Source organism: Micromonospora sp. WMMA1363, assembly GCF_030345795.1.
In the GTDB taxonomy this organism is placed as follows: domain Bacteria; phylum Actinomycetota; class Actinomycetes; order Mycobacteriales; family Micromonosporaceae; genus Micromonospora.
In genome coordinates, this window is sequence record NZ_JAUALB010000001.1 from 1,269,013 (window position 1) to 1,295,405 (window position 26,393).

General features: G+C 70.0%; 24 protein-coding genes and 4 pseudogenes. 17 read left to right on the plus strand and 11 right to left on the minus strand.

Features of this window, described 5'->3' with window-relative positions; genetic code table 11:
- Positions 1-98: 98 nt before the first annotated feature.
- The 4 genes from QTQ03_RS05825 to QTQ03_RS05840 form a co-directional block, all read right to left on the minus strand.
- The gene (locus QTQ03_RS05825; protein ID WP_289277076.1) at positions 99-407 is read right to left on the minus strand and encodes a YlcI/YnfO family protein; all 309 of its coding nucleotides are present in this window, start codon (positions 405-407) and stop codon (positions 99-101) included.
- 180 nt (positions 408-587) lie between these two features.
- Positions 588-1,001 carry a PIN domain-containing protein gene (locus tag QTQ03_RS05830; RefSeq protein WP_289277077.1) on the minus strand — a complete coding sequence of 138 codons (414 nt, stop codon included), beginning with the start codon at positions 999-1,001 and terminating at the stop codon, positions 588-590.
- On the minus strand, positions 998-1,315 hold the full coding sequence (locus tag QTQ03_RS05835) for a hypothetical protein (RefSeq protein WP_289277078.1): 318 nt from the start codon (positions 1,313-1,315) through the stop codon (positions 998-1,000). Before QTQ03_RS05835 ends, QTQ03_RS05830 begins: the two co-directional genes overlap by 4 nt.
- Positions 1,312-1,671, minus strand: coding sequence for a hypothetical protein (locus QTQ03_RS05840; RefSeq protein ID WP_289277079.1), 360 nt, complete (start codon positions 1,669-1,671; stop codon positions 1,312-1,314). The genes QTQ03_RS05835 and QTQ03_RS05840 overlap by 4 nt, the downstream gene beginning before the upstream one ends.
- 245 nt (positions 1,672-1,916) lie before the next feature.
- Between QTQ03_RS05840 and QTQ03_RS05845 the strand changes: the two genes are divergently transcribed.
- The 8 genes and pseudogenes from QTQ03_RS05845 (at position 1,917) to QTQ03_RS05880 (ending at position 8,059) form a co-directional block, all read left to right on the plus strand.
- The gene (locus QTQ03_RS05845; RefSeq protein WP_289277080.1) at positions 1,917-2,522 is read left to right on the plus strand and encodes a DUF4913 domain-containing protein; all 606 of its coding nucleotides are present in this window, start codon (positions 1,917-1,919) and stop codon (positions 2,520-2,522) included.
- A 16-nt stretch (positions 2,523-2,538) separates the two neighbouring features.
- On the plus strand, positions 2,539-3,249 hold the full coding sequence (locus QTQ03_RS05850) for a hypothetical protein (protein ID WP_289277081.1): 711 nt from the start codon (positions 2,539-2,541) through the stop codon (positions 3,247-3,249).
- 252 nt (positions 3,250-3,501) lie between these two features.
- Positions 3,502-3,810, plus strand: coding sequence for a hypothetical protein (locus QTQ03_RS05855; RefSeq protein ID WP_289277082.1), 309 nt, complete (start codon positions 3,502-3,504; stop codon positions 3,808-3,810).
- A gap of 170 nt (positions 3,811-3,980) precedes the next feature.
- The gene (locus QTQ03_RS05860; protein ID WP_289279559.1) at positions 3,981-5,123 is read left to right on the plus strand and encodes an IS701 family transposase; all 1,143 of its coding nucleotides are present in this window, start codon (positions 3,981-3,983) and stop codon (positions 5,121-5,123) included.
- A 418-nt stretch (positions 5,124-5,541) separates the two neighbouring features.
- Entirely contained in the window at positions 5,542-6,114 is a 573-nt protein-coding gene (locus QTQ03_RS05865) for a transposase family protein (protein ID WP_289280698.1), read from the plus strand.
- Positions 6,077-6,727: a transposase gene (locus QTQ03_RS05870; protein ID WP_289280699.1), complete on the plus strand. Its 651-nt coding sequence runs from the start codon at positions 6,077-6,079 to the stop codon at positions 6,725-6,727. Before QTQ03_RS05865 ends, QTQ03_RS05870 begins: the two co-directional genes overlap by 38 nt.
- Positions 6,681-7,058 carry a transposase gene (locus QTQ03_RS05875; RefSeq protein ID WP_289277083.1) on the plus strand — a complete coding sequence of 126 codons (378 nt, stop codon included), beginning with the start codon at positions 6,681-6,683 and terminating at the stop codon, positions 7,056-7,058. Before QTQ03_RS05870 ends, QTQ03_RS05875 begins: the two co-directional genes overlap by 47 nt.
- Before the next feature lie 108 nt (positions 7,059-7,166).
- Positions 7,167-8,059, plus strand: a pseudogene (locus QTQ03_RS05880) (IS982 family transposase).
- A gap of 253 nt (positions 8,060-8,312) precedes the next feature.
- On the opposite strand, the gene QTQ03_RS05885 reads toward QTQ03_RS05880, so the two are convergent.
- Positions 8,313-9,902 carry a DUF6194 family protein gene (locus QTQ03_RS05885; protein WP_289277084.1) on the minus strand — a complete coding sequence of 530 codons (1,590 nt, stop codon included), beginning with the start codon at positions 9,900-9,902 and terminating at the stop codon, positions 8,313-8,315.
- Between the two features lie 64 nt (positions 9,903-9,966).
- Between QTQ03_RS05885 and QTQ03_RS05890 the strand changes: the two are divergent.
- Both QTQ03_RS05890 and QTQ03_RS05895 read left to right on the plus strand, forming a co-directional pair.
- Positions 9,967-10,715: pseudogene (locus QTQ03_RS05890) on the plus strand (MerR family transcriptional regulator).
- Between the two features lie 240 nt (positions 10,716-10,955).
- On the plus strand, positions 10,956-11,165 hold the full coding sequence (locus QTQ03_RS05895) for a hypothetical protein (protein WP_289277086.1): 210 nt from the start codon (positions 10,956-10,958) through the stop codon (positions 11,163-11,165).
- A 195-nt stretch (positions 11,166-11,360) separates the two neighbouring features.
- On the opposite strand, the gene tnpC is transcribed toward QTQ03_RS05895, so the two are convergent.
- Complete coding sequence (tnpC, locus tag QTQ03_RS05900; protein ID WP_289277087.1) at positions 11,361-12,806, minus strand: IS66 family transposase; 1,446 nt, start codon at positions 12,804-12,806, stop codon at positions 11,361-11,363.
- Positions 12,807-12,943: 137 nt separating this feature from the next.
- Between tnpC and QTQ03_RS05905 the strand changes: the two are divergent.
- A pseudogene (locus QTQ03_RS05905) lies at positions 12,944-14,236 on the plus strand (Tn3 family transposase); the annotation flags it as partial.
- A 259-nt stretch (positions 14,237-14,495) separates the two neighbouring features.
- Here QTQ03_RS05905 and QTQ03_RS05910 read toward each other — a convergent pair.
- Together QTQ03_RS05910 and QTQ03_RS05915 are read right to left on the minus strand one after the other, a co-directional pair.
- Positions 14,496-15,494, minus strand: coding sequence for a tyrosine-type recombinase/integrase (locus QTQ03_RS05910; RefSeq protein ID WP_289277089.1), 999 nt, complete (start codon positions 15,492-15,494; stop codon positions 14,496-14,498).
- Between the two features lie 803 nt (positions 15,495-16,297).
- A complete protein-coding gene (locus QTQ03_RS05915; RefSeq protein WP_289277090.1) occupies positions 16,298-16,927 on the minus strand; it encodes a hypothetical protein in 630 nt (209 codons plus the stop codon).
- Between the two features lie 227 nt (positions 16,928-17,154).
- On the opposite strand from QTQ03_RS05915, the gene QTQ03_RS05920 reads away from it, so the two are divergent.
- Entirely contained in the window at positions 17,155-18,807 is a 1,653-nt protein-coding gene (locus tag QTQ03_RS05920) for an FAD-binding oxidoreductase (RefSeq protein ID WP_289277091.1), read from the plus strand.
- Between the two features lie 25 nt (positions 18,808-18,832).
- Here the strand turns inward: QTQ03_RS05920 and QTQ03_RS05925 are convergent.
- Positions 18,833-19,037 (minus strand): annotated as a pseudogene (locus tag QTQ03_RS05925) (oxidoreductase); the annotation flags it as partial.
- A gap of 126 nt (positions 19,038-19,163) precedes the next feature.
- Between QTQ03_RS05925 and QTQ03_RS05930 the strand changes: the two are divergent.
- On the plus strand, positions 19,164-19,823 hold the full coding sequence (locus tag QTQ03_RS05930) for a hypothetical protein (protein ID WP_289277092.1): 660 nt from the start codon (positions 19,164-19,166) through the stop codon (positions 19,821-19,823).
- Between the two features lie 72 nt (positions 19,824-19,895).
- Here the strand turns inward: QTQ03_RS05930 and cydB are convergent, their stop codons facing one another.
- Together cydB and QTQ03_RS05940 are read right to left on the minus strand one after the other, a co-directional pair.
- Positions 19,896-20,894 carry a cytochrome d ubiquinol oxidase subunit II gene (cydB, locus tag QTQ03_RS05935; RefSeq protein ID WP_289277093.1) on the minus strand — a complete coding sequence of 333 codons (999 nt, stop codon included), beginning with the start codon at positions 20,892-20,894 and terminating at the stop codon, positions 19,896-19,898.
- Positions 20,895-20,908: 14 nt separating this feature from the next.
- Positions 20,909-22,321 (minus strand): cytochrome ubiquinol oxidase subunit I, encoded by a 1,413-nt coding sequence (locus tag QTQ03_RS05940; RefSeq protein WP_289277094.1) that lies wholly within the window; start codon positions 22,319-22,321, stop codon positions 20,909-20,911.
- A 198-nt stretch (positions 22,322-22,519) separates the two neighbouring features.
- Here QTQ03_RS05940 and QTQ03_RS05945 point away from each other — a divergent pair, with 198 nt between their 5' ends.
- The 4 genes from QTQ03_RS05945 (at position 22,520) to QTQ03_RS05960 (ending at position 26,389) form a co-directional block, all read left to right on the plus strand.
- Positions 22,520-23,290, plus strand: coding sequence for a lysophospholipid acyltransferase family protein (locus tag QTQ03_RS05945; protein WP_289277095.1), 771 nt, complete (start codon positions 22,520-22,522; stop codon positions 23,288-23,290).
- A gap of 157 nt (positions 23,291-23,447) precedes the next feature.
- Positions 23,448-24,221, plus strand: coding sequence for a glycerophosphodiester phosphodiesterase family protein (locus tag QTQ03_RS05950; protein WP_289280700.1), 774 nt, complete (start codon positions 23,448-23,450; stop codon positions 24,219-24,221).
- Positions 24,222-24,237: 16 nt separating this feature from the next.
- Positions 24,238-25,626 (plus strand): MFS transporter, encoded by a 1,389-nt coding sequence (locus QTQ03_RS05955; protein WP_289277096.1) that lies wholly within the window; start codon positions 24,238-24,240, stop codon positions 25,624-25,626.
- 94 nt (positions 25,627-25,720) lie between these two features.
- Positions 25,721-26,389: a thymidine kinase gene (locus tag QTQ03_RS05960; protein ID WP_289280701.1), complete on the plus strand. Its 669-nt coding sequence runs from the start codon at positions 25,721-25,723 to the stop codon at positions 26,387-26,389.
- The last annotated feature ends 4 nt before the right edge of the window (positions 26,390-26,393 follow it).

Here is a 26,393-nt window from a genome sequence, read left to right on the forward strand (position 1 = left end):
GCCGGACCTGCGGCTTTGTAGCTGCCCGGCGCGTGGCGAGCCTGAAAGGGCAGGGCTCCTGGCCCGGAGCTGACGAGGTCGGGAGCGCCGCCGCTCTGTCAGGCGGCGCGGCCTGCCTGGGTGGCGTGGGCGATCGCGCGGCGCAGCGCCGACAGCGACACCGGCCGGTCGTTCTCCAGCTCGGTCAACCCGACCTCGATCCACTCCCGGATCAGGGTGGACGGCTTGACGCCGGCCGCGTCGGCGGCCGCACGCACCCGCTGGTCCAAGTCGACGGGAAGGCGCACCCCGCGCATCACCATCGGCTCGACCTCGGCCGCCGGCGGTAGCTCCACCACGGCGGTGTCGTCGTACTCGACCTCGCCCCGGGCGAACGCCTCGGCCGCCCGCACCACGTCCTCGCTCATCACGCGTTCCTCTCCCATGCCTCGAACCGCTTGCGCTCCGCCGGGGTCATACCTCGTTCCGCCCCTGGTCAGACGTCGTCGGGTGGAATGGCGTGTACCTGGCCGGCGGGGATGACCGAGGAAGCCAGGTGCGGCTCGCTGGTGAGTAGGCGCCGTGGTCGAGGTCGGCGTACGAGCCTGTCACGGACCTTGTCCAGGCATGTGGATCACGGGTAGGCCATCGCCGTAGCGGTGGCCTTCGCTGGTCAGGATCGACGCTCGATGCTCCAGTGCTGCCCTCACCGTGGTGGCTAGATCGGCGCGGCTGGTGACCTCGCGCCAGTAGGCCAGTTCCAGCCAGTCCTCACCCCAGGTCGGCAGCACCGCGCAGGCGGCCATGCCCAGCAGCGCGTGCAGGTCCTCCCGGCCCTTCGGGTCGGCCAGCAGCGCCAGGGCCTCGGCAACGGTGACGCTGGTGATGCCGACCCGCTGCCGGTCGGTGACGACCTCTGCCACCGGCTCGACGGCGTGGATCGACCCGGCCACGTACGCCAGCACCGCCGACCGGTCCAGCACCAGGGTGATCGGAGGCCACTCGTGGCCTCCAGCGCTCACGCGGCTGGTGCCTGCTGGTCGCCGCCGGACAGTTCGCTCTCCATGTGCTCGCGCACCTGCTGCCGTAGGGCGCCGATCCGCTCGGGCGTCCACTCGGCCTGCACCGCGTACCGGCGAGCACGAGCAGCAGCCATCCCTTCCTCGGTGAGGATGACGCCCCGGCGGGCCTGCTCGTCGCGGAAGTCCTCCCATGCCCGTTGAGCGCGCACCGCCCCGGTCACATAGGCACTTGCCTTCCCCTTGCCCTGACTCTCCAGGGTCTCGGCCACGTCCGGAGGTACGGAGATCGACAACTTGCGGAACGACTCAGTCATACCGGCATCCTACTTCGGTAGCACCCGTCACGTCGGTGCACTACCCCCTCGGGGCGGAGCCCGGCGTTGACGACGCCCGCCAGGGCCGGCGTCCTCGCCCGCGCCGCCGGCGGCGACATCGCCCTCGGCCACGCCGCCCGCACCGCCATCGCCCACCAGGCGCACCACAGCCCTGGGAAGTGCCGCTGCCGCCGGTACGACGGGAACGAGCGTACCGGCCGCGCCGACTCCAACGGCACCGACCAGGCATCGGTCAGCGGAACCCGCCGCTCGCCCCCATCGGTGCGGAACGCCAGCTCAACCCCGTCACCGACCAGCGCGGAGCCCCCAGGCAGTACCCGCAGCGACGACAACATGGCGGCCGTCTTCGGCGGGCGCGGCGAATCCCTCGGCGGCCAGCTGCGCGGCCGTGGGCCGTGGCTGGTACGGGTACGCCGTGGCGATCCGGGCGGCGGCCTCGATCGCGTTCGCGTCGCGGGAGCACCGCCCCCTGGCAGAACAGCCCCCACGCGGGGGCGATCCGCGCCTCGATCGCCCACTGGGACCCCGACAGCCGAACCGCCTGGACCCTCACCCCCGACACCCCGCCGGAGCCCATCACATGACCACCCCGGCCCCCAGCCCCGGCCCTGTCGACAACCCGGTCGCCGGCCTCAGCGCACTACTCGGTCAGCTCGCCGGCGACCCCGCCCCGCCGGCCGCCGAGCCGCCGCCCGAGGAACCGGCCAGCCCGGTGTACCGCAACGTGGAAGCGTTCATCGGGGACTACCTCGCCCACGTCGTCGAGCGCCGCATCGCCTCCGGCCCGGACTCCGGGCTGAACTGGTGCCCCCGATGGTGGGCACATCCCGAGGCGATCTCCCGCCTGTACGCGCTGTGGCGTGCATGGGAGACGCTACGGGTCAACGACCCGCAGACCGGCATGAGCATCTGGTGGCGCGACCACCTCGACCCGCACCTCACCGCGCTCACCGCCGAATACGGCCCGTTCAACCGATGCAACCCGACCAAGCACACCGAGACTCGGCCGCTTCCGGTCGAGCTGGCACCGCCGGAGGTGCTCGCTCAGCTCCCCGACGGGTCAGTCCGGCAATACCTGGTACGTGACATTCCAGACCGTGAGGCTAGCCGAACCGCAGCCACTCGACCTGGTCCTTACCGAAGCGGACTACCGCGCCCGTTGCTCCTGGCGACAGTGGATCGGTGAGGTCACACGCGGGGCCGTGATCAGCCACGATAGCCTTAACCGCTACCACAGGGATGATCCCAATTGGCAGCGCAGCTCGGGGGTGCGGCCGTGGTGGTTGTGTCATGATCCGCTGGTGATGAACTCAGCAGTTCGAGTGTGGGCCGCTGCGCTCGTGCTTCCCCTCAGCCTTGTCGCCTGCGCTGACCGTCCCGGTCTGGCGGGAGCCGAGCCGACACCGCCCGTGTACCGGCTGGTCGACGATCTGTGTGCGAAGCTTGACCCCAAGCACCTGACCGACCTCGGCAACGGTGAGTCGAAAGTGCGGAACAAGCCCGACAGGCCAGACCGTTCCATGAGGAGCTGCTCGCTCGGCGCTGTCAACCGGGACCCCGTCTCCCTATATAAGGTTGACGTCACCACCAGGATTTTCGAGGGGCCTGACCAGGAGGCCGATGAGCTGCGGAACTGGCCGGGACCCAAGGCAAGGGGCGACTGGCGGGACGTACCGGAGTTGAATGGATCGGCGCGGGTGTGGATTCTCCCAATTGACAACCTCACCGACCCACCGTCTCCCTTCACCGGACCTATACAGAGCAGGCAGACCTGGCTGCGCGCCGTCCACGACGGCGCATCCATCCTGGTGCGGCTCGACTTCACGGCGGAACGCGTGCCGGACGACACCACCACCGAAACCGTCGCGGTGGCATACGTGCGGCAGGTGCTGGCCCTGATGGCCCAGCCGTAGTTTCCAGCCCGGATCGCGCCGACCGCCGACGCCGGATCCCGGCGAGCCTCGACCGCCAACCGGGTCGCACGCTCACGAAGCTCATCGTTGTACTTCTTCGGTGCAGGCATCGCTGGTGTTCCTCCCAGGTTTCGATGTCTCCATCAAACCCGGTGCGGGACAGACAGCGGCATCAGGCAGCCGTTGCCCGGGGGCGGTGCCGGGATCAACCGGCGGACAGCCACACTGGACGGTCGAAGGTAGCCTGACCCGATGCTTCCCGACGACCCCACCCAACACCAGCCGCCGCCGGGCCCACCGCAGCCCGGCGCGTACCCGCCACCGCACGGCGGCCCGCAGTACCCGCACCAGCCGTACCCCCCGGCGGGCTACCAACAGACCACCGTCGCCTCGGGCGGGATCCCCGGCTGGATGCACGTCCTCTACGCCGTCGGCGGTTTCCTTACCTGCGGTGTCGCCTGGATTATCTGGCCGATCCACTGGTGGTTCGCCCAGTCCAAGAGCCGCTCGACCACCACCGTGACTCAGGTCGCGCCGCCGCACCATGACCCGCCGCTGTAGACCAGGACGCAGACAAGCGCCCGCCGGGTACGTGGTCCTTGGCGGGCGCTCCCATCTCCCTCAGCCGTGGCGGCTGCGTGTCGGCCCCGCCGCAACCGCTTTAGTACTGCAACGGCGGGTCGTAGCTTCGGGTGCTGATCATTCGTTGGTTGGTTGTGGTGGATGCGCGGGTGGTCGGGTCGTGGGATGCCGGGTTGGAGGAGTTGTTCTTCCGGTTCGCGCATCGGTTTGAGCGGGTGGAGCCGCGGCGGCGGGCATGGGCGTATGTGCGGGGGCTACTGGCACCGTTGGAGCGGCGTAACGGCTGGACCCTCGCGGAGCAGGCTGGGCATGTGTCGCCGGACGGGTTGCAGGGCATGTTGTGCAGCGCGGCGTGGGACCGGGACGCGGTCCGCGATGACGTGCGCGATTACGTGGTGGACCAGATCGGCGATGCGGCCGGGGTGCTCATCGCTGACGAGACGGGGTTCGTCAAGAAGGGCCGTGCGTCGGCGGGGGTCCAACGGCAGTATTCGGGTACGGCGGGCAAGACCGAGAACTGCCAGATCGGCACGTTCCTGTGCTACGCCACGCCGCGGGGTCGGGCGTTGATCGATCGGGAGTTGTACCTGCCGAAGTCGTGGACCGGTGATCGGGACCGGTGCCGGCGCTCGGCGATCCCGGACGCCGTCGGGTTCGCGACCAAGCCGCAGCAGGCGCAGGCCATGCTGGAGCGGGCGGTCACCGCGGGGGTGCCGTTTTCGTGGTTCACGGCCGATGAGGCCTACGGGCAGAACCCTGGCCTGCGGGGCTGGTTGGAGGATCGGGACATCGCGTACGTGATGGCCACCCGACGCGACGATCGGGTGCCCTCCGGGCTGCACACCACCACCGGTGTCGACGAGCTGATCGGCAGGGTGCGTGCGGGCGCGTGGCAACGACTGTCGTGTGGTGACGGCGCGCACGGGCCGCGCCGCTACGACTGGGCTCGGCTGCCGATCCGCCGCACCTTTGCCCACGGCCGCCGCGGCTGGGTCCTGGCCCGACGCTCGATCACGGATCCCGGCGACATCGCCTACTACGTCTGCTTCGGCCCCCGCGGCACCCGACTACGCGACCTGGTGCGGGTCGCCGGTAGCCGTTGGTCGGTGGAGGAATCGTTCCAGACCGCGAAGAACGAGGTCGGCCTGGACCAGTACCAGGTCCGCCGCTACGACGCCTGGTACGCCCACATCACCCTCGCGATGGCCGCCGCCGCGTTCCTCGTCGTCACCCGCGCCCTCGAAGCCGCAAAGGGGGCACCACCGCAAACGAGCGCAGCCAGATCCCGCTGAGCAGCAACGAAATCCGCCGCCTGTTCGCCCACCTCGTCCTGACCACCCGCCGTCGAGCCGACCACATCCTGCGCTGGTCCGACTTCCGCCGTCGCCGCCAGGAACAAGCCCGAGCCGCCCACTACCGCAAACGACTCAAACCGCCATAAGTCACGACCCGCCGTTGCAGTACTAGGGGGCCGACCGGGATACGCCGGAGACCGGCAATAGGTCGGTGAATCCGCTGGTTAGCGGTCGGTGAGGAGGCTTTTGTGTCCGCGGCCAGTAGATACTGGCTCTGGCACGAAGTTGGTGAAAGCCGGGATCGGCTCGACCCCGGCCGCCGGGTGTGATCCACTATGGACGATCATGTTCATGGTGTGATGATCATAGCTTGGGAGGGTTGCTGCCCCATCTCGCGGCCCTGCGGATCCGGCACGTGCGTGCCGAGGGACGGTCGGTTTGGCTGGAAGCTGACGTTTCGGCTGCTGACGCAGGGTGCCCGGCCTGTGAGTCGAGGTCGGTGCGGGTGCACAGCCGCTACCAGCGTGTCCTGGCCGACCCGGCGATCGGTGGCCGGCCGACGCTGCTACGCGTACGTGTCCGCAGGTTCTTCTGCGACAACACCGTCTGTGAACGGCAGACCTTCGCCGAACAGGTGCCGGAGCTGACCACACCGTATGCTCGCCGCACTCCGCTGCTGCGCGGTGTCCTGGAGAAGATCGCCTTGGCGTTGGGTGGCCGGCCGGGCGCGCGGATGACCCGTCTGCTGGCCGTGGAGGTGTCCCGCACGACCATGTTGCGGCTGGCCCGGGCGCTGCCAGTGCCGGATCCCGGCACTATCGCGGTGGTCGGGGTCGACGATTTCGCGTTCCGTAAGGGCAACACCTACGGCACCGTCATCGTCGACATGCACACCGGTCGACCCGTCGACCTGCTGCCCGGACCGCCACGCCGACACGTTCGCCGACTGGCTGCGCGCACACCCGGGTGCTCAGGTGATTTGTCGTGATAGGGCCAGCGGCTATGCCGAGGGTGCCCGGCTCGGTGCGCCGGACGCGATCCAGGTCGCCGACCGTTTCCACCTGCTGCAGAACCTCACCCAGGCGGTCGACCGGGTCGTTCGTGCCCACCGTGCCTGCCTCAAGGACCGACCCGAGGCCGACGCCGTCGCGCAGCCGCGCCCGTCCACCGAGGGTGAGCCGGGCCGCCGGGCCGAGGTGACCCGGCAACGGCACGCCGAGATCCATGCCCTGCACACCACCGGCATCGGCACCACCGCGATCAGCCGCGCGTTGAACCTCGACGGCAAGACGATACGCCGCTACCTACGCGCGGCGACCGCGGACGAGCTGCTCACCGAGACCGTCCCACGACCCCGTGACCTCGACGAGCACACCGCCTACCTCGTCTCCCGGTGGGGAGCAGGGCTGCACCAACGCGGTCCGGCTGACCACCGAACTGCGCGAACGCGGCTACCGCGGCAGCGCCCGCACGGTGCGCCGACTGCTGCAGACCTGGCGCGACGGCACAATCAAACCGACCGCCGTGACCGCGGTCGCGCCGAAACCCAGGCAAGTGACCGGCTGGATCATCCGGCCCGCCGGCGATCGCACCGAAGATGAGCAGTGCGGCCTGACCCGGATCCTTGAGCGGTGTGACAGCCTGCGCACCGTCGACCGGCTGGTCAGCGACTTCGCCGGGATGCTGCGCCAACGTCAGGGCCAGCACCTGGACACCTGGATCGCCCAGGCCAAGGAAAGCGGCGTCGCGCAGCTGGCCGGCTTCGCCGCCGGCCTGTTCAAGGACTACGACGCCGTCCGCAACGGCCTCACCCTGCCCTACAGCAGCGGCGCAGTAGAGGGCAACGTTTGTCGATTGAAAGCGATCAAAAGGCAGATGTACGGCCGTGCGAACTTCGACCTCCTCCGGCTCCGCGTCGTCCTCGCCGAATAGCCACCGCAGATGAGGCGGAATCACGAACTTCGTGCCTGGTCTAGACGAGTAGTTCCGAAGTCAGGGGTCGATGTGTGGGCGTGAAGAGAGGGTGCCCATGATCATGTTGTGACGCAAGACCTGGACACCCTCTTGACCGCACTGTACGTGAAGATCGACGACAGCATCCGCACGCCCCGGTGGCGAGGCCGGCCGCCGCTGTTGACCGACTCCGAGTTGGTGTGCCTGGCCGTGGCGCAGGTCCTTCTCGGGGCCCGCTCGGAAGCACACTGGATCCGCTACGCCCGCGTCCATCTCGCCGGTATGTTTCCCTACCTGCCGCAACGGTCGGGCTACAACAAGCGGCTCCGCGCGGCGCTTCCGCTGGTCAAGAAGGTGATCCGGGACCTGCCCGCGACAGTGACTTCTGGTTCGACAACCACTGGATCGTCGACTCCACCCCCATCCCGTGCGGGATGTCGCGGCCGACCGCGCAACGCTCGGACCTGGCCGGCTGGGCCGGATACGGCTACTGCGCCTCACATTCCCGGTTCTTCTGGGGTCTACGGCTGTACCTGGTGTGCACCCCGACCGGGATGCCGATCCTGTGGGCCCTGGCGAACCCGAAGATCGGCGAGCGGGAGGTCCTCGCGATGATGCTGGAGATCGAGGCGGACGTGGTGGCCGAGCACGACGGGATCCTGCTGATCTCGGACAAGGGCTTCGCCTCCAGACCGTTCGAGCGGCAGTTGGCCGAACAGGGCATCGAACTGCTGCGCCCGTCCCGCAAGAAGGAGAAGGCCCGCTACGGCGAACCGATACTCAAGAAGGTCCGCCAGTTGATCGAGTCGGTCAACGACACCCTCAAGGGCCAGCTTGACCTGGAACAACACGGCGGACGGACCTTCGCCGGCGTAGCCGTCCGGGTCGCTCAACGCCTCCTGGCCATGACCGCCGCGATCTGGCACAACACCAAGACCGGCGCACCCGTCACCCGATCACTGATCGCCTACGACCACTGACCGACATTCGGAACAACTCGTCTAGATACTCCCCATAGGCGGCCATTTACCGCCCCGCTGGTGGTCGGGGATCTCCCCGTGGATGGCCAGATGCCTCCCCGCTGATCATGTCCAAGTGCTGGTCGGTGAGGGTCGACCGGTGAAACGCGGCAGGGAGATCGTGGAAATCTTGGAGGCGTACGACCTCACGGGTGGAGAGGCGCCCGAATTGCGACGCCTTGGAAGCCGGGCGGGATCGCAGCATTTACTTCGGTCATCGACTCCTGCGGTGCTCGCGATCAGCGGCGCGGGCACGTGCTTGTGTCAGCAGCCGTTCTACCGCGTCCGCGGTGGCTGGACCCGGGTTGACCAAGCTGGCCCACCCCTGCACGGCGTAGGCGGGGTGGGGCATCAGTTGATCGGTCTGTGCGAAGTCGAGCTTGTCGCTGTGGGCGGCGAACTCCTCTGGTCCGTAGCCGAACAGGTTGCGGAACTCGGCGCGCCCTACCTCGATGTTGAGCCGGTATCGTCCGGGCTCGGACAGCCGGGATCGTTCGTCGAAGCCGGGGACGTCGTGTCCGACAATCGTGGCGAACGGTCGCATCCGGCGGTCCTCGCCGGCGAAGAAGAACCGGTCGCCCCAGGTGTAGGGCGGCATCTCGGAGCCCGGTTCGATCCGGGTCTCGGTTACTCCGGGCCGGCCGGCGATGCGGGCTGCGTCAGCCGCGCCGGGTTCGGAGCCGATGTGCAGGATCGCGTCGCAGGTCTCGATCGTGCCGGCGTCGAGTGGGGAGTACCCGAGCAGGTCCGTCACGCGGGCGCGCAAGTCGCTGTCGGCGGGCGGTGCGAAGATGCCGGTCTGCGGGCCGAGGTGCTCCTCGTAGGTGCCGGCTTCCGGTTGGCCGAGGCCGACCGGGCCGCTCGCCCCGAGGCTTCCGGCCACGTAAAGGTATCTGTCGCCGAGCAGTGGCGAGACGATCGAGCCGGCGCCGTTCCACTGTGCCGCGAGGTCCTGGCCTTCCCAGTGGGTGTCCCACCGGCTCGGGTGTCGCTGTAGGTGTGCGTTGTTGGCCCAGACCAGGACCGGTCCGCGGTCGCGTTCGGTGGCGAGGATGTCGAGCAGGTTCTGCGCCATCAGCGCGTCTCGCGCCGCGAGTAGGTGGCCGATCCGCTGGGACTGGGTGCCCGGCTCGGCCATCGCGGCGTGGTAGGTGAGCAGGCCGATCGCCGTGGTGGCGAGCACTCTGGCTCGGTTCCACGCCTCGGCGGAGGTGTCGCCGATGAGGCGGGGCGCGTCGGCGTATAGCTGGGATCGCAGGTCCTCGGCGAGGCCGCGTAGCGCGGCGGCCTCGGGTGAGCGGCCTGGTGAACGCGACGCGTCGTACATGATTTCCGGGGCGCTCCAGCGGTCGTCCTCGCCGACCAGGCGGTCCAGGTCCGCGGTCGCCGCGCCGAGGTAGGCGCACAGCTCACGCAGCAGCGGGCCGGGGCTGGGCGCGCCGGTGATCTCGGTCGGGGCGTCGAAGCCATGGAAGGTGACGCGCTCTGCGGGTGGCAGTTTCTCGTTGTGCTCGCGTAGCCAGTCGACCAGTTCGCGGGTGGCCGGGTGAGCACCCCAGCCGTGACTGATGCCGGTGCTCAGGTCCACCTCGTCGCGGTGGCCCTGGATGTAGTCGTCGACGGCGAGGCCGGCGGCCCGGTCCGACTCGATCGCGATCGACCGGAAGCCGTGCCCGGCGAGTGTTTCGAGGATCCGGTTACGTAGGCGGGGGAATGCCGGCTCACCGTGGTAGGGCTCACCGATCGCGAGCAGGTGCGGCCGGCGAGCGCAGACAAGGGACAGCAACTCGGTGTCGAAAGCCATGACCTCAACCGTATCGTTGAACTAGCGTGTGAAACTTCGCCTCAATTCTCCTCGGGAGTGCCGCTTGAAGCCTCAAACTCTCAGGTACCGGCCCGTGGATCTGGGCCGAGCAGTCGGGCTGTCCGCGCAGGCGGTCCGCAACTACGAGCAGGCCGGGATGATCCCGCCCGCCGCCCGCACGGCCAGCGGCTACCGGGTCTACACCGATGACCACGTCAGCGCGCTAACCACTTACGTCGCGCTCATCGCCGGATACGGCCACCGCGCCGCCGGCGAGATCATGAAATCGGTCCTCGGCGGCGACCTCCCGACGGCGCTAGCCGTGCTCGACACCGCTCACGTACAGCTTCACCGTGACCGCGAGACCGTGGAACGAGTCGCCTCAGCGGTCGTCCTGCTCGCCTCTAGCCCGCCTGCACCGCAGGGCGCCGATGGAGCCGTCTCGATCGGGATCCTCGCCCATCGGCTCGGTGTCACACCGGCCACCCTGCGCAAATGGGAACGAGCCGGCATCCTGGCCCCAGCCCGGTCACGGACCGCGCGCGCCTACAACGCCGACGACGTACGCGACGCCGAACTCGCCCATCTGCTACGCCGCGGCGGCTACCCGCTGCAACACATCGCCGCCGTGATCGAACAAGTCCACGCTGCCGGCGGCCCAGGCCCGCTGGCAGCGTCGATCGACCAGTGGCGCGAGCGGATCACGGCCCGCGGCCGGGCGATGCTCACCGGCTCGGCCCGCCTCGCGGACTACCTGTCCTCCTCGATCTGACGCACAACAATGCGTGTGAAGCCATCGGCCCACCAGGCTGATGCCGCCGAGCAGCGTTGCGCCCATCAGGAACTCTCCGGCGTCGAGCGGCGGTGACCTCTACGTCTCGCGGGCAGCATCAAGACCGAGCGGCGCGATCAACTTGAGCACGGCGACCACATAGATGATCTCCATGGTGCGGAGAAGGGGCCAGCCGACGCCCCGCTGATCGGCGGCGACAGGGTCAGCGTCATCGGCATCCCGAAGAACCGGCAGTCCGATCCCTCGATGACGGACAACACGTGATCACCGAAGGCCCTGACTACGTCCGCAACGACTCGGCCGGCGCCGACCTGGCCGTGTTCGTCCGCATGGTCGACGACCTCGGCGCCGACGAACTCATCCACGCCGCGAACCGGCTCTCCGACGAACGCTACGCCGACCTGGTCATCTCCACCGCCCACAAGTGGGTACCGGTAGTCCTGGCCGACAAACCAACGGATACGGCGTGAGCTGGGCGGGCCGATGCCGAACTCGCCCGCCGCCCAACGCGCCGCAGAAGCCGACGCCGCACACTCCGCCCAGCGCCTCACCGACCTGCGGGAGCAGTACGCGGGAGCAGTACGAGGTCAGGGCCGTTCCGGCGCTGCGGGACCTCCCGACGCGCAGCGCTGGCGGCCGCGGTGGGCTCGTCTTCGGGTGACTGATCAGGTGGTGGCTGTCGTGGTGGGTAGCCAGGGACGGCCGGCGGCGAGTTCGGTGAGGACGTGCATGGTGTTGCGGCCGTGTGCGGTGGCGGTGGCGAGGTAGGAGCGGATCAGCGCGAACTGTTGCGCTCCGTCGAGGGTGCGTAAGCTCCCGGATACTTTCTGCCGGATCTTGACCATGCGGATCTGCTGCTCGGCGCGGTTGCTGTCGAACGGGGACCGTAGGTCGACCGAGAAGCGCAGGTAGTCGTCGATCCGGTCGCGCATCCGCCGGGCGAGGGCGGCGAGTTTCCGGCCGGTCTTCGATGTCTCGTGGTGGTGGTCCTTGACGGCGACCAGGGCGGCCTGGCGGAACAAGCTGGTCTGCTCGGCCAGCAGGCCCGGTTCGATCCCGGCCTCGTCGCGGGCACGGACCGTGTCAGCGGCGGTCTTGAGCGCCAGTAGCGCGTCGGTCGCCTGACCGGGCCACACCGCCTGCGGTGCCACCTCGCCAGCGGCGGCCAACTCCCGCAACAGGTGCGCGCAGCACAACTGGTGTCCGGCCGGGGTGTAGGTGTCGTACGGCGCCCACGCGTCGTGCACGGCGATCCCCGTCATGGAGGTGACCTGCCCGGCGTCGATACCCGCCCGGCCACGTTTCGGGTGCACCCACACCAGGGTGTATCTCCCGGTGGTGGCCACATGCGTCCAGTGCAGCCTGCCCGCGACCCGCAACCCGGACTCGTCGACGTGCACCACCGGCGCCGCGACGAGCGCGTCACGGACCTGGTCGACGAACTCCGAATCCGCCAGGACGTCACCGGCGCGGGCGTGCGCGACGGCGACCGCGCCGACCGACATCGGCACCCCGAACAGATCGCCCATCGCCCGCGCGGTGCGGGCCTGCGCCCCGAACAACGCCTGCTGCAGATACACCGCAGCCGCGGTGGCCCTCGGCCCGTACTGCACCGGGGCATCCACCCCTACCGGAGCCTGGCCGGCGGTGACATGCCCGCACCGGCACCGCCGCGACACGAGCCGATGCTCGGTCACCCGCACGCCGACCTCCGGCAGGTCGAACACCTCCCGGACGGCCACCCCGGTCACCGGCGCCGCATCCAGGCCCTCACCGCACCCACCGCAACCGGCCGGCTCGTACGCGATCCGCTCGTGCGGATCATCCACCTGCCGCAACGTACGACCCTCATGGCCGGGCTGCCCACCCGGCCGCCGACCCGACCGCCCCCGCAACGACTTCGGCGCAGGTTTGGCCAGGCCGTCCGACGACGGCGGCCGCGACGAGTTCGACGAATCCTGCCCCAGCCGGGCCCACAGATCCGCGTTCTCCGCCCGCAACACCGCGTTCTCCCGCCGCAGCCCGGCGTTGTCCCGCTCAAGCTCAACGATCCGAGCCTCCATCCAGGCAAGCCGCTCAAGCAGCTCAACGATGGACGGCGTTCCGGACACCCCACCATGATCCAAAACAGACAGCGCGGGTCAAGGCAACCCGCCGAGGGACGACCACCTGATCAGTCACCGCTGATATAGCTGTTCCGCCCTGTCGACATCCGCATCCTCCTCGCGCAGGCGCGCCAACGACACCGAGCCTGACGGACCTGCGCCGGCAGGTGGAGGCGATGCTGCCGCGCGTCGACATGGGCGAGTTGCTGCTGGAGGTGATGACCTGGCAGCCGCAGTTCCCGGCGGCGTTCACCGCGGTGTCCGGCGGTGAGGCCCGGCTGGCCGACCTGCACGTCACGATCGCGGCCGCGCTGACCGCGCACGCGCTGAACGTCGGCTACAACCCGGTGGTGTCCGGGGCGCCGGCGCTGACCCGGGCCCGGATCAGCCACGTCGACCAGAACTACCTGCGCGCCGAGACGTACGCGGCGGCGAACGCCCCGCTGATCGAGGCGCAGGCCGGGATCGACCTCGCGCAGGCATGGGGCGGCGGCCTGGTCGCCGCGGTGGACGGCATCCGGTTCGTCGTGCCGGTCCGCACGATCCATGCCCGGCCGAACCCGAAATACTTCGGCCGGCGCCGCGGCACGACCTGGCTCAACCTGATCAGCGACCAGGCCGTCGGGCTGGCCGGGCGGGTGCTGTCAGGCACTCCACGCGACTCGCTGCACATGATTGACCTGCTGTTCCGGCAGGACGGCGGCCGCCGTCCCGAGGTGATCGTGTCGGACACCGGCTCCTACTCTGACGTGGTCTTCGCCCTGTTGCGGCTGCTCGGCTTCGACTACCGGCCCCAACTGGCCGACCTGCCCGACACCAAGCTGTGGCGCATCGACCAGGGCGCCGACTACGGGCCGTTGAACGCGACCGCCCGCGGCCGGATCGCCCTCGACCGGGTTCGCCGGCACTGGCCGGACATCCTGCGGCTGGTCGCCTCCATTCATGTTGGCGCGGTCAACGCCTGCGACGCGATGCGGATGCTGCAACACGGTGGCCAGCCCACCCAGCTCGGCGACGCCCTGGCCCACTTCGGCCGGATCTTCAAGACGCAGCACGTGCTTGCCTACGTCGACACCGCCTCCTACCGCCGGAACATTAAGAGCATCCGCAACCTGCAGGAGAGCCGGCACAGCCTCGCCCGGCACGTCTTCCACGGCCGCAAGGGCGAGTTGCACCGCGCCTACACCGAGGGTATGGAAGACCAGCTCGGCGCGCTCGGCTTGGTCCTGAACTGCATCACGCTGTGGAACACCGTCTACCTGGACGCGGCCCTGGCCCAGCTGCGCGCCGACGGGTACCCGGTCCTGGACGCCGACGTGCCGCGGCTCTCCCCATACGTCAGCGCCCACATCAACGTGCACGGCCACTACTCGTTCCACCTCCCCGACCTCGGCGGCCAGCGCCGGCGTCCGCTGCGCAACCCGGACGCAGGCTAGAGGTGGCAGCGCTCCGGTGGCCGGATAGAAGACCGCGTCGATCGTGCCGAAGAGCGCAGCGAGGACGAGGAGAAATGCCAGCGGCGTGCCAGCGGTGGCGACGAACGCCGCAGCGACCAGCATTAAGACGCTGCGGGCTGCGTCGCTGAACAGGGCGAGGCGTTTGGCGCCGAGGCGGTCCACCAGTACGCCGCCGGCCCGCCTCGGCAAAGCCCACCGGATTCGTCACCGGCGACGCGAACCGAACTCCCCGCGATCCTCACTGCCCGGCCGCAGCCAACCCCGCCAGCGCCCGGTGCGTCCGGTTCGACCGTACCGCCGCCCGCTGCTGACTCGCCGTCACCTCGATGTACGCCTGCGACGACGCCAGCGACGCGTGCCCAAGCAACCGCATGATCTCCGCCGCACTCGCCCCGTCCTCGGCCAGGCGCGTCGCGAACGTGTGCCGCAACGCGTGCAGGCGCGCACCCTGCGGCACCCGATCACCGATGCCGGCGCGCCGGTAGCAGGAGTCCGCCAGGTACTGCAACCCGCCCCGGCGCAGCGGCTCACCCCGGCGGTCCACCAGCAACGGGGAGCCCGGCGCTACGCTACGGGAACCAAAGCGACGACGGCGACTGTCCAAAAAGGTCAGCAGGAGCCCGTCCAGCTCCGGCTCGATCGGCACCACCCGCGGTCGCCCGCCCTTGCCAGCGACCTGCAGCCGCCGCTCGCCGGCCCTGCCGGTCAGCGAGCCGACCCGCAGGGCCAGCAGTTCCGACAGCCGTAGCCCCGCGCACAGCGCCAGGGCCAACACCGCCAGGTCCCGCTCCGGCCACGGGTCCCGCTGTCGACCGTCGGGACGGGCTACCGCCGTCAGCAACTGCTCCGGTGTGTCGGCGCCACGCAGTGGCTTGGGTTGGGGGAGCGGGGCGCGGGGTCGGCCCACGGCCGGCATCGGGTTGCCACCGACGATCCCGTCGGCGACAAGAAAGCTGAAAAAGCTGTTCCACGTCGACCAGGCCCGGTGCACCGAGGCGGCGGACCGGGAAGCGGCGAACCGCGCGAACGCCGCCCGCAGGACCCGGGGAGAGACAGCTTCCAGCACCAGGGCGCCGAGGGGGAGGGGAGGGGTGACCTCCTCCGCAACCAGCGCCGCCACCGTGCGCAGATCCCGACGGTAGGCGGCCAGGGTGTGCGGGGAGGGTTTGCGGGTGGCCCGGGCGGTCAGGAACTCCTCGATCAACCATTCTACCGAATCATCCCCTCTATCATGCATAAGCAATATTATGCATGATATTCATACTCATGACCAGAAAAGGGGGGGGGGGGAGGGAGACGGTGGCACGCACCCGCCGTGTTCCGACCGGCGGCGCAGGCGGTCCACGCTCGCCGCGGCGAGCGTGGACAGGTGTTCTTCGTCGAGCCGCCGGAGTCCGACTGGCCAGCGGTGGATCGGTCACACCGAACCGTCGATCATCGGCCAACCGTGCCGGAACGGTCACGGGTCGGCAACCGTAGACCCGTGACCGTGTGTCTGGTGGGGTGTGCTGGTCGGGGGCCGGACTGACGTTCTCCCCGGTAGAGCAGGAGCCGCGAGGGTCGACTTGACATAATGTGGATTATCGAATCGCGTGGAAGCGAGGGGGTGCGAGAGTCAAGAGTCGATACTGACTGGGAAGACCGCCCGTCAACACGGCTCGATGAGCAGCTATCCGCACGCCCGGCTGAAACCAGGCCGCTCCCGACTCGGGCAACGGCGGCGGAGCGCAACGTCCAGCCTGACGGGGTGATCGGCGCGGCGACCATCCACCACCCTCCCGACGAGATCCCGCCGCCACTCGACCTCAACGGACAAGGCCGCCGCGCCGCCACAGACTTGCCGGTACCGCTGCAGGCAGATCCGGGTCACGGTCACTCGCTCGATCGATGGCCGGCTTATGGCGCGTAGCTGGTTGCCCCGCAGTGCCGACCGGCTACCTGTGAGCGTACGGATTCGGGCTCAGGAGCATGCGGTGGCGGCGGGCACCCCTCGACCCTGCATCGCTGAGACGGGCCGTACGCAAATCCCGACCGCCATCATCATCCGATCCTCTCGGTCCCGGATGGTCCCGACGGCTGGTGGGCGGGAGGGTGGTGGCGCTTCGAATGCTTGATCAGTCCAACGCCCAGCGCCACGTACCAGGCTGCGAGGACCGCCTGAAATCCGGTGACTATCGCCGGCCCGAGGAGCCAGGGAAAGGAGGCCAGGGCCTGGGTGACTCCCGCGGCGAGCCCGATCGCGCCCACGAGGGAACTGTCGGTGCTGCGGACCATGGTGAGCCCGAGCGTGGCACCGGCCGCGGCGAGTATCAGACTCACTGCGTGGGCGCCACCAGCCCAGGTAGTGACTACCAGAGCGAGGGTCTGTGGGTCGCCGGCGACGTCAATGTCGTAGGCCGGGTAGACCAGCCGTCCATGTGTCACGCCGGTGACAATGGCGACCGGTGCCGACAGAGCGAGCAGGCTTGTCGCGGTGGCGACGCCCGGACGCCGATCGGCGCCCATTCCTCGCCACAGCCCGATCGCACCGGGGACGAGCAGCGCCGCCCCGATGACCGTGAACTCATTTACCAGAATGAGTGCGGTGCGATGGGACTCCGCCCATCGCGGTAGGTCCGCGACCAGTGACGGTGGCCACGCCGTTGCTTGGCAGCCGGCCGCAGCGGCCACGAGGAGGCCCGCGGCGAGAAGGGCGACGCCGCCGGCCGGTCACCGGGGCTGGCGGTCTGCTCACGACGCCGACACTATCGGGGCACGGTCACTCGACGATCGTGATGAAGATCACGAACTCTCCTCGACCGTGACCGCATGCAACGGGGACACGGAGCCGGCGCGCGGGGACACCCGGCGTCGAGTACGTTACGGCGAGTCGAGTTTGGCGACATTGGGGAGGCCGAATGCCCGCGAAGCGTCGTTCCTGGTGGGGCTGGGGATACGTCGAGGACGCGGTGACCGGCGCGGAGGCCGCGAGGCTGGCCGACCGGGTACGGGTCCTGCTACCCGACGCCGACCTGACCCCGCACGAACCGCCGCCGGTGGCCGAGTTGGAGCTGCGGCAGTCGCGGGTCAGCCCGCCGGCGGCGCTGGCACACCTGTGCTCGACCGAGCAGGCCGACCGGGCGGCGCACGCGCACGGCAAGGCGTTCCGGGATGTGGTCCGGAACCTGCACGGCGACGTGCGGTACCCGCCGGACCTGGTCGCCCGCCCAGCATCCGAACGGGATGTCGTCGACGTGCTGGATTGGTGCGCGCGGGCCGGCGTGGCGGTCATCCCCTACGGCGGCGGCTCGTCGGTCGTCGGCGGTGTGGAGCCCCGGGTGGGCGACGGCTACCCCGGCGTGGTCAGTCTCGACCTCGGCCGGCTCGACCGGGTGCTGGAGGTCGACCGGACCAGTCGGGCGGCTCGGGTCCAGGCCGGCGTGTTCGGTCCGGCGCTGGAGGATCAGCTCCGCCCGTACGACCTCACACTGCGGCACTTCCCGCAGTCGTTCGAGTTCTCCACGCTCGGCGGCTGGTTGGCGACGCGGGCGGGTGGGCACTACGCGACGGTTCTCACTCACATCGACGATCTGGTGGAGGCGCTGCGGGTGGTCACCCCGGCCGGCATCAGCGAGTCCCGGCGGTTGCCGGCCTCGGGTGCCGGGCCGTCGCCGGATCGGTTGTTCCTCGGCTCGGAGGGTGCGCTCGGTGTGATTACCGAGGCGTGGCTTCGGGTGCAGCATCGGCCGCGCTGGCGGGCGGACACGGCGGTGCACTTCGACGAGCATGACGCCGCGGTGGCAGCGACCCGGGCGATCGCCCAGTCCGGGCTGCATCCGGGCAACTGCCGGCTGCTCGACCCGGCGGAGGCGCTGCTCAACGCTGGCGCCGCCACCGGCGGCGGGGTGCTCGTGTTGGGCTTCGAGTCCGCGGACCATCCGGTCGGGCCTGCGCTGGAGCGGGCCGTGGAACTGTGCCGCGACCATGGCGGGACGGTGCCCGATCCGCCCCGGGACCACGACGCGTCCGGGCCTCGGGGGCGCGGCGCCGTGGACGCCTGGCGGTCGTCGTTTCTGCGGATGCCGTACCAGCGCGATGCGCTCGCGGCGCGGTCGATGATCGTGGAGACCTTCGAGACCGCCTGCACCTGGGACCGGTATCCGGCGCTGCGTGCCGGGGTGCTCGACGCGGTGGGCGTGGCGTTGCGGGAGGTGGGCGCGGCCGGCGTGGTCACCTGCCGGCTGACCCACGTGTACCCGGACGGGCCGGCTCCCTACTTCGGCGTGTACGCCGCCGGCCGGTGGGGTGGATTGCTCGCCCAGTGGGACCAGATCAAGCACGCCGTTTCCGAGGCTCTGCTCGCCTCGGGTGGCACGATCACTCACCACCATGCTGTCGGGCGCGACCATCGGCCCTGGTACGACCGGCAGCGTCCGGACCCGGTGGCGCTGGCGCTGCGCGCCTCGAAGGCCGCCCTCGATCCGTCGTGGGTGCTCAATCCCGGCGTTCTCGTTGATCCGGGAGGCGTGGGCGGCGATCTGCACTTGGTGCCCGGCCGTACGGCCGGGTAGACGCGAGGTCGGCCAGGAGGTCCGGTTTGGCCAGGCCGACAGTGAGGGTGTCGGTGGCGGCCTTGACGGCGGCGTAGTTGGACCGGGGCTGCCGAGGTGGCGGCGGCCTGCTGGGCGACCAGAACGTAGCCGACGACGTCGACGTGGCGTAGGTCGGTGGGGTCGAGGTCGACGAAAGGGCCGATGGGGCTGGTGACGCCGGCGGTTGCCGGAGCTCCTGGCGTCGGGCCGCTGTTCCGCTGCCTCGGCGGGGGCGGACATGGACGATCATGGCGCGGGCGCTGGGGTGATCGTCTGCCTGTCCCACCGGCCTGGTATCAAGGCGGCAGTCAAACAGGTGTACGGAAGAGGGCGTGATGGCAGGGCAGGGTTTGTCCACCGAGGACGTGGCGGGCATCCGGGAGGCGCTGGCTGCGGGGCGTAAGCCGAAGGTGGTGTTCACGGCGTCGGCGGGGCAGATCGCCGGGCAGGTGGGTCAGGTGGTGGCGTTGACCGACCCTGAGGTGTCGGAGGAGTTCGTCGTGGTGCGGTTCGGGCGCGATGAGTTGCCCTTTCCCCCGTCCGATGTGGCGGTCGCGCCGCGCGGGGTGAGCCGTAGGACGCCGGAGCCGAAGCCGGCCGAGGAGCTGGCGGAGCCGGAGTTCGTGCTGGGCACGCCGCCGGCGCCAGGCGGGGCGGAGCCGGGATCGGCGGTGGAGGCGGCGAAGCCGGCGCGGCGGGCGGTGAAGGCCGGGAAGCCCAAGGTGCCGGCGGGGCTGACGGTCACCCTCGCGTACGTCGAGGGCGAGTGGACGGTGGCGGCGCAGCAGGGCGCGAAGGTGCTGGCGAAGCCGTACGTGGTGAGGCCGGCGGAGGCGTTGCGGATGGTGGCGCTGGTGGACGTGCCGGGAGTACACGAGGCGGTGGAGCAGATCCTGGCGGCCGAGCGGGCGGAGGCGGAGCGGCAGGCGGAGAAGTTGCGGGCGGAGTTGGCGGAGGTGGAGGCGCGGCTGGCGGAGCTACGCGAGGCCGGCTGACCCGGCATCGGTGTTGGTCTCCTCCGTGCCCGGCCCGAGGCGGGTGGAGCCGCCTCGGGCCGGGCACGGGGGTCAGTGCTGGGGGATGTTCGCGACGCCGATGCGCTTGCGGAACACCCAGTACGTCCAGCCCTGGTAGGCCAGCACGATCGGGGTGAACACGACCGCCACCCAGGTCATGATTTTGAGGGTGTAGGGGGTGGAGGCGGCGTTGGTGGCGGTGAGCGTGCCGGCGGCGTCGAGGGTCGACGGCAGCACGTTCGGGAACAGTGCGGAGAACAGGGTCGCCACGGCCAGGCCGATCGCCACGGCGGTGCCGGTGAACGCCCAGCCCTCCCGGCGTGCCCGGGCGGCGGCGAGGCCACCGAGCAGGGCGAGGGCGGCGCCGACGGCGAGGACGACGGCGGCGGCGCTGGAACGGATGGTCAGGGTCCAGGACAGGAAGGCCACCGCGACAACAGCGGTGCCGACACCGAGTTTGACCGCGAGCGCGCCGGCTCGGTCGCGGATGTCGCCGGTGGTCTTGAGGGCGAGGAACACCGCACCGTGGGTGAGGAACAGTCCGAGGGTGGTCAGGCCGCCGAGCAGGGCGTACGGGTTGAGTAGGTTGAAGAACCCGCCGACGTATTCGTGGTCACCGCTGAGCGGCACTCCCCGGAAGATGTTGGCGAAGGCGACGCCCCACAGGACGGCCGGGATCAGAGAGCCGAAGAAGATGGCCCGATCCCAGCGGCGCTTCCAGGATGCCTCGGGGCGCTTGTGCCGATACTCGAACGCCACGCCGCGGGCGATCAGGGCGAGCAGGATCAACAGCAGCGGCAGGTAGAACCCGGAGAACAGGGTCGCGTACCACTCGGGGAAGGCGGCGAACATGGCGCCGCCCGCGGTGAGCAGCCACACTTCGTTGCCGTCCCAGACCGGGCCGATGGTGTTGATGAGGACGCGGCGTTCCCGGTCGTCGCGGCCGAGGACGGGCAGCAGCATACCGACGCCGAAGTCGAAGCCTTCGAGGATGAAGTAGCCGGTGAACAGGACGGCGACGAGAAGAAACCAGACGGTGGTCAGTTCCACGTGGGGCTCCGGGGTCAGTAGGCGAACGCGAGCGGGCGCTCGGCGTCGTCGGTGTCGTCGTCTGCGGGATGCGGGGTGATGGCGGGTACGCCGGCTTTTGCGTAGCGGATGAGTAGTTTGAACTCGACGACGGCGAGGGCGGCGTAGATGAGGGTGAAGGCGGTGAACGAGGTGAGGACCTCGGTCAGCGACACGCTGCGGGATACGCCGTCGCGGGTGAGCATCTCGCCGAAGACGATCCACGGCTGGCGGCCCATCTCGGTGAAGATCCAGCCGAAGGAGTTGGCTAGCAGCGGTAGCAGCGGCATGACCAGGCCGGCGCGCAGCAGCCAGCGGCTGGTGGGGGTGCGGCCCTTGCGGTGGGTCCAGAGCACCAGCAGGGCGATGGCGGCGGCGGCCAGTCCGAAGCCGATCATGAAGCGGAAGCTCCAGTAGGTGACCGGGATGATCGGCGTGTAGCTGCCGGCGCCGTACTGGGCGGTGTATTGGGCCTGCAGGTCGTTGATGCCCTGGACGGTGCCGTTGGGGTCGCCGGTGCCGAGGTACGACAGCAGGTACGGGATCTTCAGAGCGAACAGCTCCCGGGTACCGTCGAGGCTGCCGACGGTGAGCACGGAGAACGAGGCGGGGCTCTCGGTGGTGTAGAGGCCCTCGGCGGCGGCCATCTTCATCGGCTGAACCTGGGTCATGATCTTGCCCTGGATGTCGCCGGTGATCACGACGGCGGCGGTGGAGATCAGGGTGACCCAGGCGCCGAAGCGCGCGGCGAACCGGTAGGCCGGCGTGTCGGCCGAGTCGCGGTTGCGGATCAGGTGCCACAGGGCGACCGCCACCAGCAGGGAACCGGCGACGAGGAACGCGCCGGCGATGGTGTGCGGGAAGGTGATCAGGGCGACCTTGTTGGTGAGTACGGCGACGAAGTCGGTCAGTTCGGCGCGGCCGGTCTCCGGATTGATCCGGTAGCCGACGGGGTTCTGCATGAAGGAGTTCGCGGCGAGGATGAAGTACGCCGACAGGTTGGTGCCGATCGCGGCGGCCCAGATGCTGGCCAGGTGTAGTCGCTTGGGCAGTCGGTCCCAGCCGAAGATCCACAGGCCGATGAAGGTCGACTCGAGGAAGAACGCCACCAGGGCCTCGATGGCCAGCGGCGCGCCGAAGATGTCGCCGACGAAGCGGGAGTAGTCGCTCCAGTTCATGCCGAACTGGAACTCCTGGACGATGCCCGTGACCACACCCATGGCGAAGTTGATCAGGAAGAGCTTGCCGTAGAACTTGGTGAGCTTGAGGTACTTCTCGTCGCCGGTGCGGTGCCACCGCGTCTGGAGGATGGCGACCAGCACGGACAGGCCGATGGTCAGCGGTACGAAGAGGAAATGGTAGACGGTGGTGACACCGAACTGCCAGCGGGCGACGTCCAACGCGTCCACCTGTGAAACCCCCAGCTGTGGATACTACAAGACGTAGTACATACTACTGCTCGTCGTAAGGAAGTCGGCAGGGGCGGGGGTCCCGAAGCGACCCGGGACCAATGACCCTGATCACCCGGCCCCCCGACCCGGCGCCGGGTCGGGGGGCCGGGTCTCCCCCGCCCCGGCCCCCGCCGGGCGTGCGACTATTACGCGCTGATGAACACCGCACGCTCGCCCTGGCGCCCACCACTGATCTGGCGGGCCGCGCAGCTGCTCGCCAGCTGCGTCGTCGCCCCCCTGGCCCGGCTGGAGGTCACCGGACAGGTGCCGGCGCATTTGCGGCGTGGGCCTCTCGTCCTGGCCGCCAACCACATCAGCCCGTTCGACCCGATCGTGCTGGCCGCCGCCTGCCGGGCCGCTGGCGTTGCCCCGAGGATCATGGCCACCGGGGGGCTGTTCCGCGCCCCTGTCGTCGGCGCCGCCATGCGGCGGGCCGGGCACATCCGCGTCGACCGGGGTACCAGCGCCGTACACAAGGCCCTCGACGACGCGGCGGCGGCCGTGGCCGGCGGTTCGGTGATCCTCGTCTACCCCGAGGGAAGGATCGGCCTGGACCCCGGACTGTGGCCCGAACGAGGCAGGACCGGCGTCGCCCGTCTCGCTCTGGCCTCCAACTCTCCGGTGGTCCCGGTCGCCCAGTGGGGCTCCCACGAGGTACTCCCCTACCGGGCGCCCAAGGGGCTGCTCCGCGGCGTCGCCCGCTCCCTGCGCCGACGCCCGGTGGTGCGGGTGCACTTCGGCACCCCCATCGACCTCGCCGACCTGACCCACGGGGCACCCGGCGCCGCCCGCCGCGCCACCGACCGGATCATCGACGCGCTCACCGACACGCTGGTGCCGCTGCGGCCGGACGAGCCCGACCGACCCCGCCACGTCGACCCCGGCCGGCCGGTCGACACCAGCCGCTCCCACCCCCGCCGGCGCTGACCGGCACCGGCGCGCCGACGCCGGATCGGTCCGGACCGGCATCCACGCGGCATCCCGCCGCGGATGCCGACACCGAGCGCGACGGCCTCGCCACCATCCATCTCCGGTAGAGCGGATCGGCCGCCCACCGGTCACTTGCGGGCCACCCGCGCCCGGCATACTGCCTCGCGTGCCACACCCCTACCTCGACGCACCCGCACCACTGGCGTTCGCCCACCGCGGCGGCGCCGCCGACGGCGACGAGAACACCGCCGCGGCCTTCACCCGGGCCATCGACCTCGGCTACCGGTACGTCGAGACCGACGTGCACGCCACCGCCGACGGGGTGGCGGTGATCTTCCACGACGCCACGCTGCGCCGGGTCACCGGCGAACCCGGCCGCATCGCCGACCTGCACTGGGCCGATCTGGCGACGATCCGGGTCGGCGGGGCGGCGGTGGTACCCCGGCTGGACGAGGTACTCGACGCGTGGCCGCAGATCCGGTTCAACGTCGACGTCAAGGCCGACGGCGGGGTCGAGCCGACCGTGGCGACCGTGACCCGGGCCCGGGCCGGCGAGCGGGTGCTGCTGGCCTCGTTCAGCGACGCCCGGCTGGCCCGGATGCGGGCCCTCACGCAGGGACGGGTGGCCACCAGCCTCGGTATGCGTGGCGTCGCCCGGCTGCGGATGGCGTCGCTGACCGGCCGGCCACTGCGGCTGCCCCCCTCGGTGGTCGCCGCGCAGGTGCCGGTGCGCTACGGGCGGATCCCGGTGGCCGACCGGCGGTTCCTCGCCCACTGTCACCGTATCGGCCTGCAGGTGCATGTCTGGACGATTGACGAACCTGCCGAGATGCACGAGTTACTGGACCTCGGCGTGGATGGCATCATGACCGATCACGTCGGCGTGCTGCGCGACGTCTACCGCAGCCGCGGCCACTGGGCCGCCTGACCCGCCGAGGACCGCGATGGCCACCACCGCCACCACCGTGGATGACGTCCCCACCCCGTCGAGCACCCGCCGGGAACGCACCGGCTGGTACGTCTACGACTGGGCGAACTCGGCTTTCCAGACCACCGTCATCACGGTTTTCCTCGGCCCGTTCCTCACCACCGTCACCGAGCTGGCCGCCGGCTGCGAACTCGGCGCCGACAGCTGTGCCGGGTACGTGTACCCGCTGGGCGTCAAGGTCGCCGCCGGATCGTACTACCCGTACCTGATCTCGCTGTCGGTCCTGCTCACCGTCTTCGTGCTGCCGGTGGTCGGCGCCATCGCCGACCGATCGACGCACAAGAAGCGGCTACTCGCCGGCGCGGCCTTCACCGGCGCCGCCGCGACCATCGCGATGGCTTTCGTCACCGGTGATCGCTATCTGCTCGGCGGGGCGCTGTTCCTCGTCGCCAACATCTCCTTCGGCGCCGCTATTGTGGTCTACAACTCGTTTCTACCGCAGCTCGGCGGCCCGGACGAACGCGACGGCATCTCCAGCCGCGGCTGGGCGTTGGGCTACCTCGGCGGTGGTTTGCTGCTGGCACTCAACCTGGTGGCGGTCACTCTGCTCAGTGAGGACGGTGACCCGCAACGGACCCTGGACCTGGCTCGCTGGTCGATCGTGTCGGCCGGGGTGTGGTGGGCACTGTTCACCCTGGTGCCGTTGCGGTGGCTGCGGGACCACCCCACCGCCGCGGCGCTCGCCGGGGGCGGCAACGTGCTCACCGACGGTTTCCGCCAGCTCGGCCGCACGCTGCGACAGATCAAGGCGTACCCGCTGACGCTGTTCTTCCTGTTGGCCTTCCTGGTCTACAACGACGGCATCCAGACCGTCATCACCCTGGCCAGCCAGTACGGCACCGAGGAACTGCGGCTGGACCAGAGCACCCTGATCGTCACCATCCTGCTGGTGCAGTTCCTCGCCTTCGGCGGTGCGCTACTGCTCGGCGCGCTCGCCCGGCGGATCGGCGCGTGGAAGACCGTCCTGCTGAGCCTGCTGCTGTGGACCGCCGTGATCCTCGGCGCGTTCCGGCTGCCCGCCGAGGCTCCGCTGCCGTTCATGGTCCTCGGCGCGGCCATCGGTCTGGTGCTCGGCGGTAGCCAGGCGTTGAGCCGGTCACTGTTCAGCCAACTCATCCCGGCGGGCAAGGAGGGCGAGTACTACGGCTTCTACGAGATCAGCGACAAGGGCACCAGTTGGCTGGGTCCGCTGGCGTTCGGTCTGGTGTTCCAGCTCACCAGCTCCTACCGGGTGGGCCTGGTCTCCCTGCTGATCTTCTTCGTCATCGGGTTCCTGCTGCTGCTGGCCGTGCCGATGCGCCGGGCGATCGTGGCCGCCGGTAACATCCCACCGCGAGTGCTCTGAGCCGGTCCCGGGCCACATCACGCACCGGGGGCGAAACATGGTCGATGGGCTAGGCTGCCCGAACGTGACAGACGACGCCGCCACCCCGACCTGTCTGGTGCGCCCGCTACCGGGCCCCGACGAACGAGCCACCGGCCGCGCCGCCGACGGACGGTCCCTGCACGCGGCGGCGCTGCGGTTCTACTGGGGACCGATGGACTGCGGCAAGTCCACGATGGCCCTGCAGATGAACTACAACCACGCCCGGCAAGGACGTCGTGGGCTGGTCACCACCCGCATCGACCGGTCGTTGGGCCCGCAGGTCACCACCCGCATCGGGCTGGCTCACGAGGCGATCGAGGTCACCGAGGACCTGGATCTGCGCACCCTGGTGCGCGGCACCTGGGCCGAGGACGTCCGCGTCGACTACCTCATCTGCGACGAGGCGAGCTTCTACAGCGTGGCGCACGTCGAACAAATGGCCGAACTGGTCGACAGCTACGACGTCGACGTGTACGCGTTCGGCCTGGCCACCGACTTCCGGTCCGGTCTGTTTCCCGCCGCGCAGCGGCTGTTCGAACTCGCCGACTCGGTGGCCCGCATTCAGGTTGAGGTGCTGTGCTGGTTCGGCCGGGAAGGGCTGCTCAACGCCCGCGTCGTCGACGGCCGGGTGGCCCGGGAAGGCGCCCAGGTCGTGATCGGCGACACCGCCGAGTCGGCGGAGGTCCGCTACCAGGTGCTGTGTCGCCGGCACTACCGCGCCGGGGAGCTGGGCATCGGCTGATCCG

Bases quoted from the DNA above. Each gene is read 5' to 3' on its own strand.
- QTQ03_RS05920 (WP_289277091.1), top strand. From the start codon at position 17,155: ATGCCCGCGAAGCGTCGTTCCTGGTGGGGCTGGGGATACGTCGAGGAC.
- QTQ03_RS05825 (WP_289277076.1), bottom strand. From the start codon at position 407: ATGAGCGAGGACGTGGTGCGGGCGGCCGAGGCGTTCGCCCGGGGCGAG.
- QTQ03_RS05840 (WP_289277079.1), bottom strand. From the start codon at position 1,671: ATGTTGTCGTCGCTGCGGGTACTGCCTGGGGGCTCCGCGCTGGTCGGT.
- QTQ03_RS05910 (WP_289277089.1), bottom strand. From the start codon at position 15,494: ATGCATGATAGAGGGGATGATTCGGTAGAATGGTTGATCGAGGAGTTC.
- QTQ03_RS05955 (WP_289277096.1), top strand. From the start codon at position 24,238: ATGGCCACCACCGCCACCACCGTGGATGACGTCCCCACCCCGTCGAGC.
- QTQ03_RS05855 (WP_289277082.1), top strand. From the start codon at position 3,502: ATGCTTCCCGACGACCCCACCCAACACCAGCCGCCGCCGGGCCCACCG.
- QTQ03_RS05930 (WP_289277092.1), top strand. From the start codon at position 19,164: ATGGCAGGGCAGGGTTTGTCCACCGAGGACGTGGCGGGCATCCGGGAG.
- QTQ03_RS05885 (WP_289277084.1), bottom strand. From the start codon at position 9,902: ATGGCTTTCGACACCGAGTTGCTGTCCCTTGTCTGCGCTCGCCGGCCG.
- QTQ03_RS05945 (WP_289277095.1), top strand. From the start codon at position 22,520: ATGAACACCGCACGCTCGCCCTGGCGCCCACCACTGATCTGGCGGGCC.
- QTQ03_RS05845 (WP_289277080.1), top strand. From the start codon at position 1,917: ATGACCACCCCGGCCCCCAGCCCCGGCCCTGTCGACAACCCGGTCGCC.
- QTQ03_RS05835 (WP_289277078.1), bottom strand. From the start codon at position 1,315: ATGACTGAGTCGTTCCGCAAGTTGTCGATCTCCGTACCTCCGGACGTG.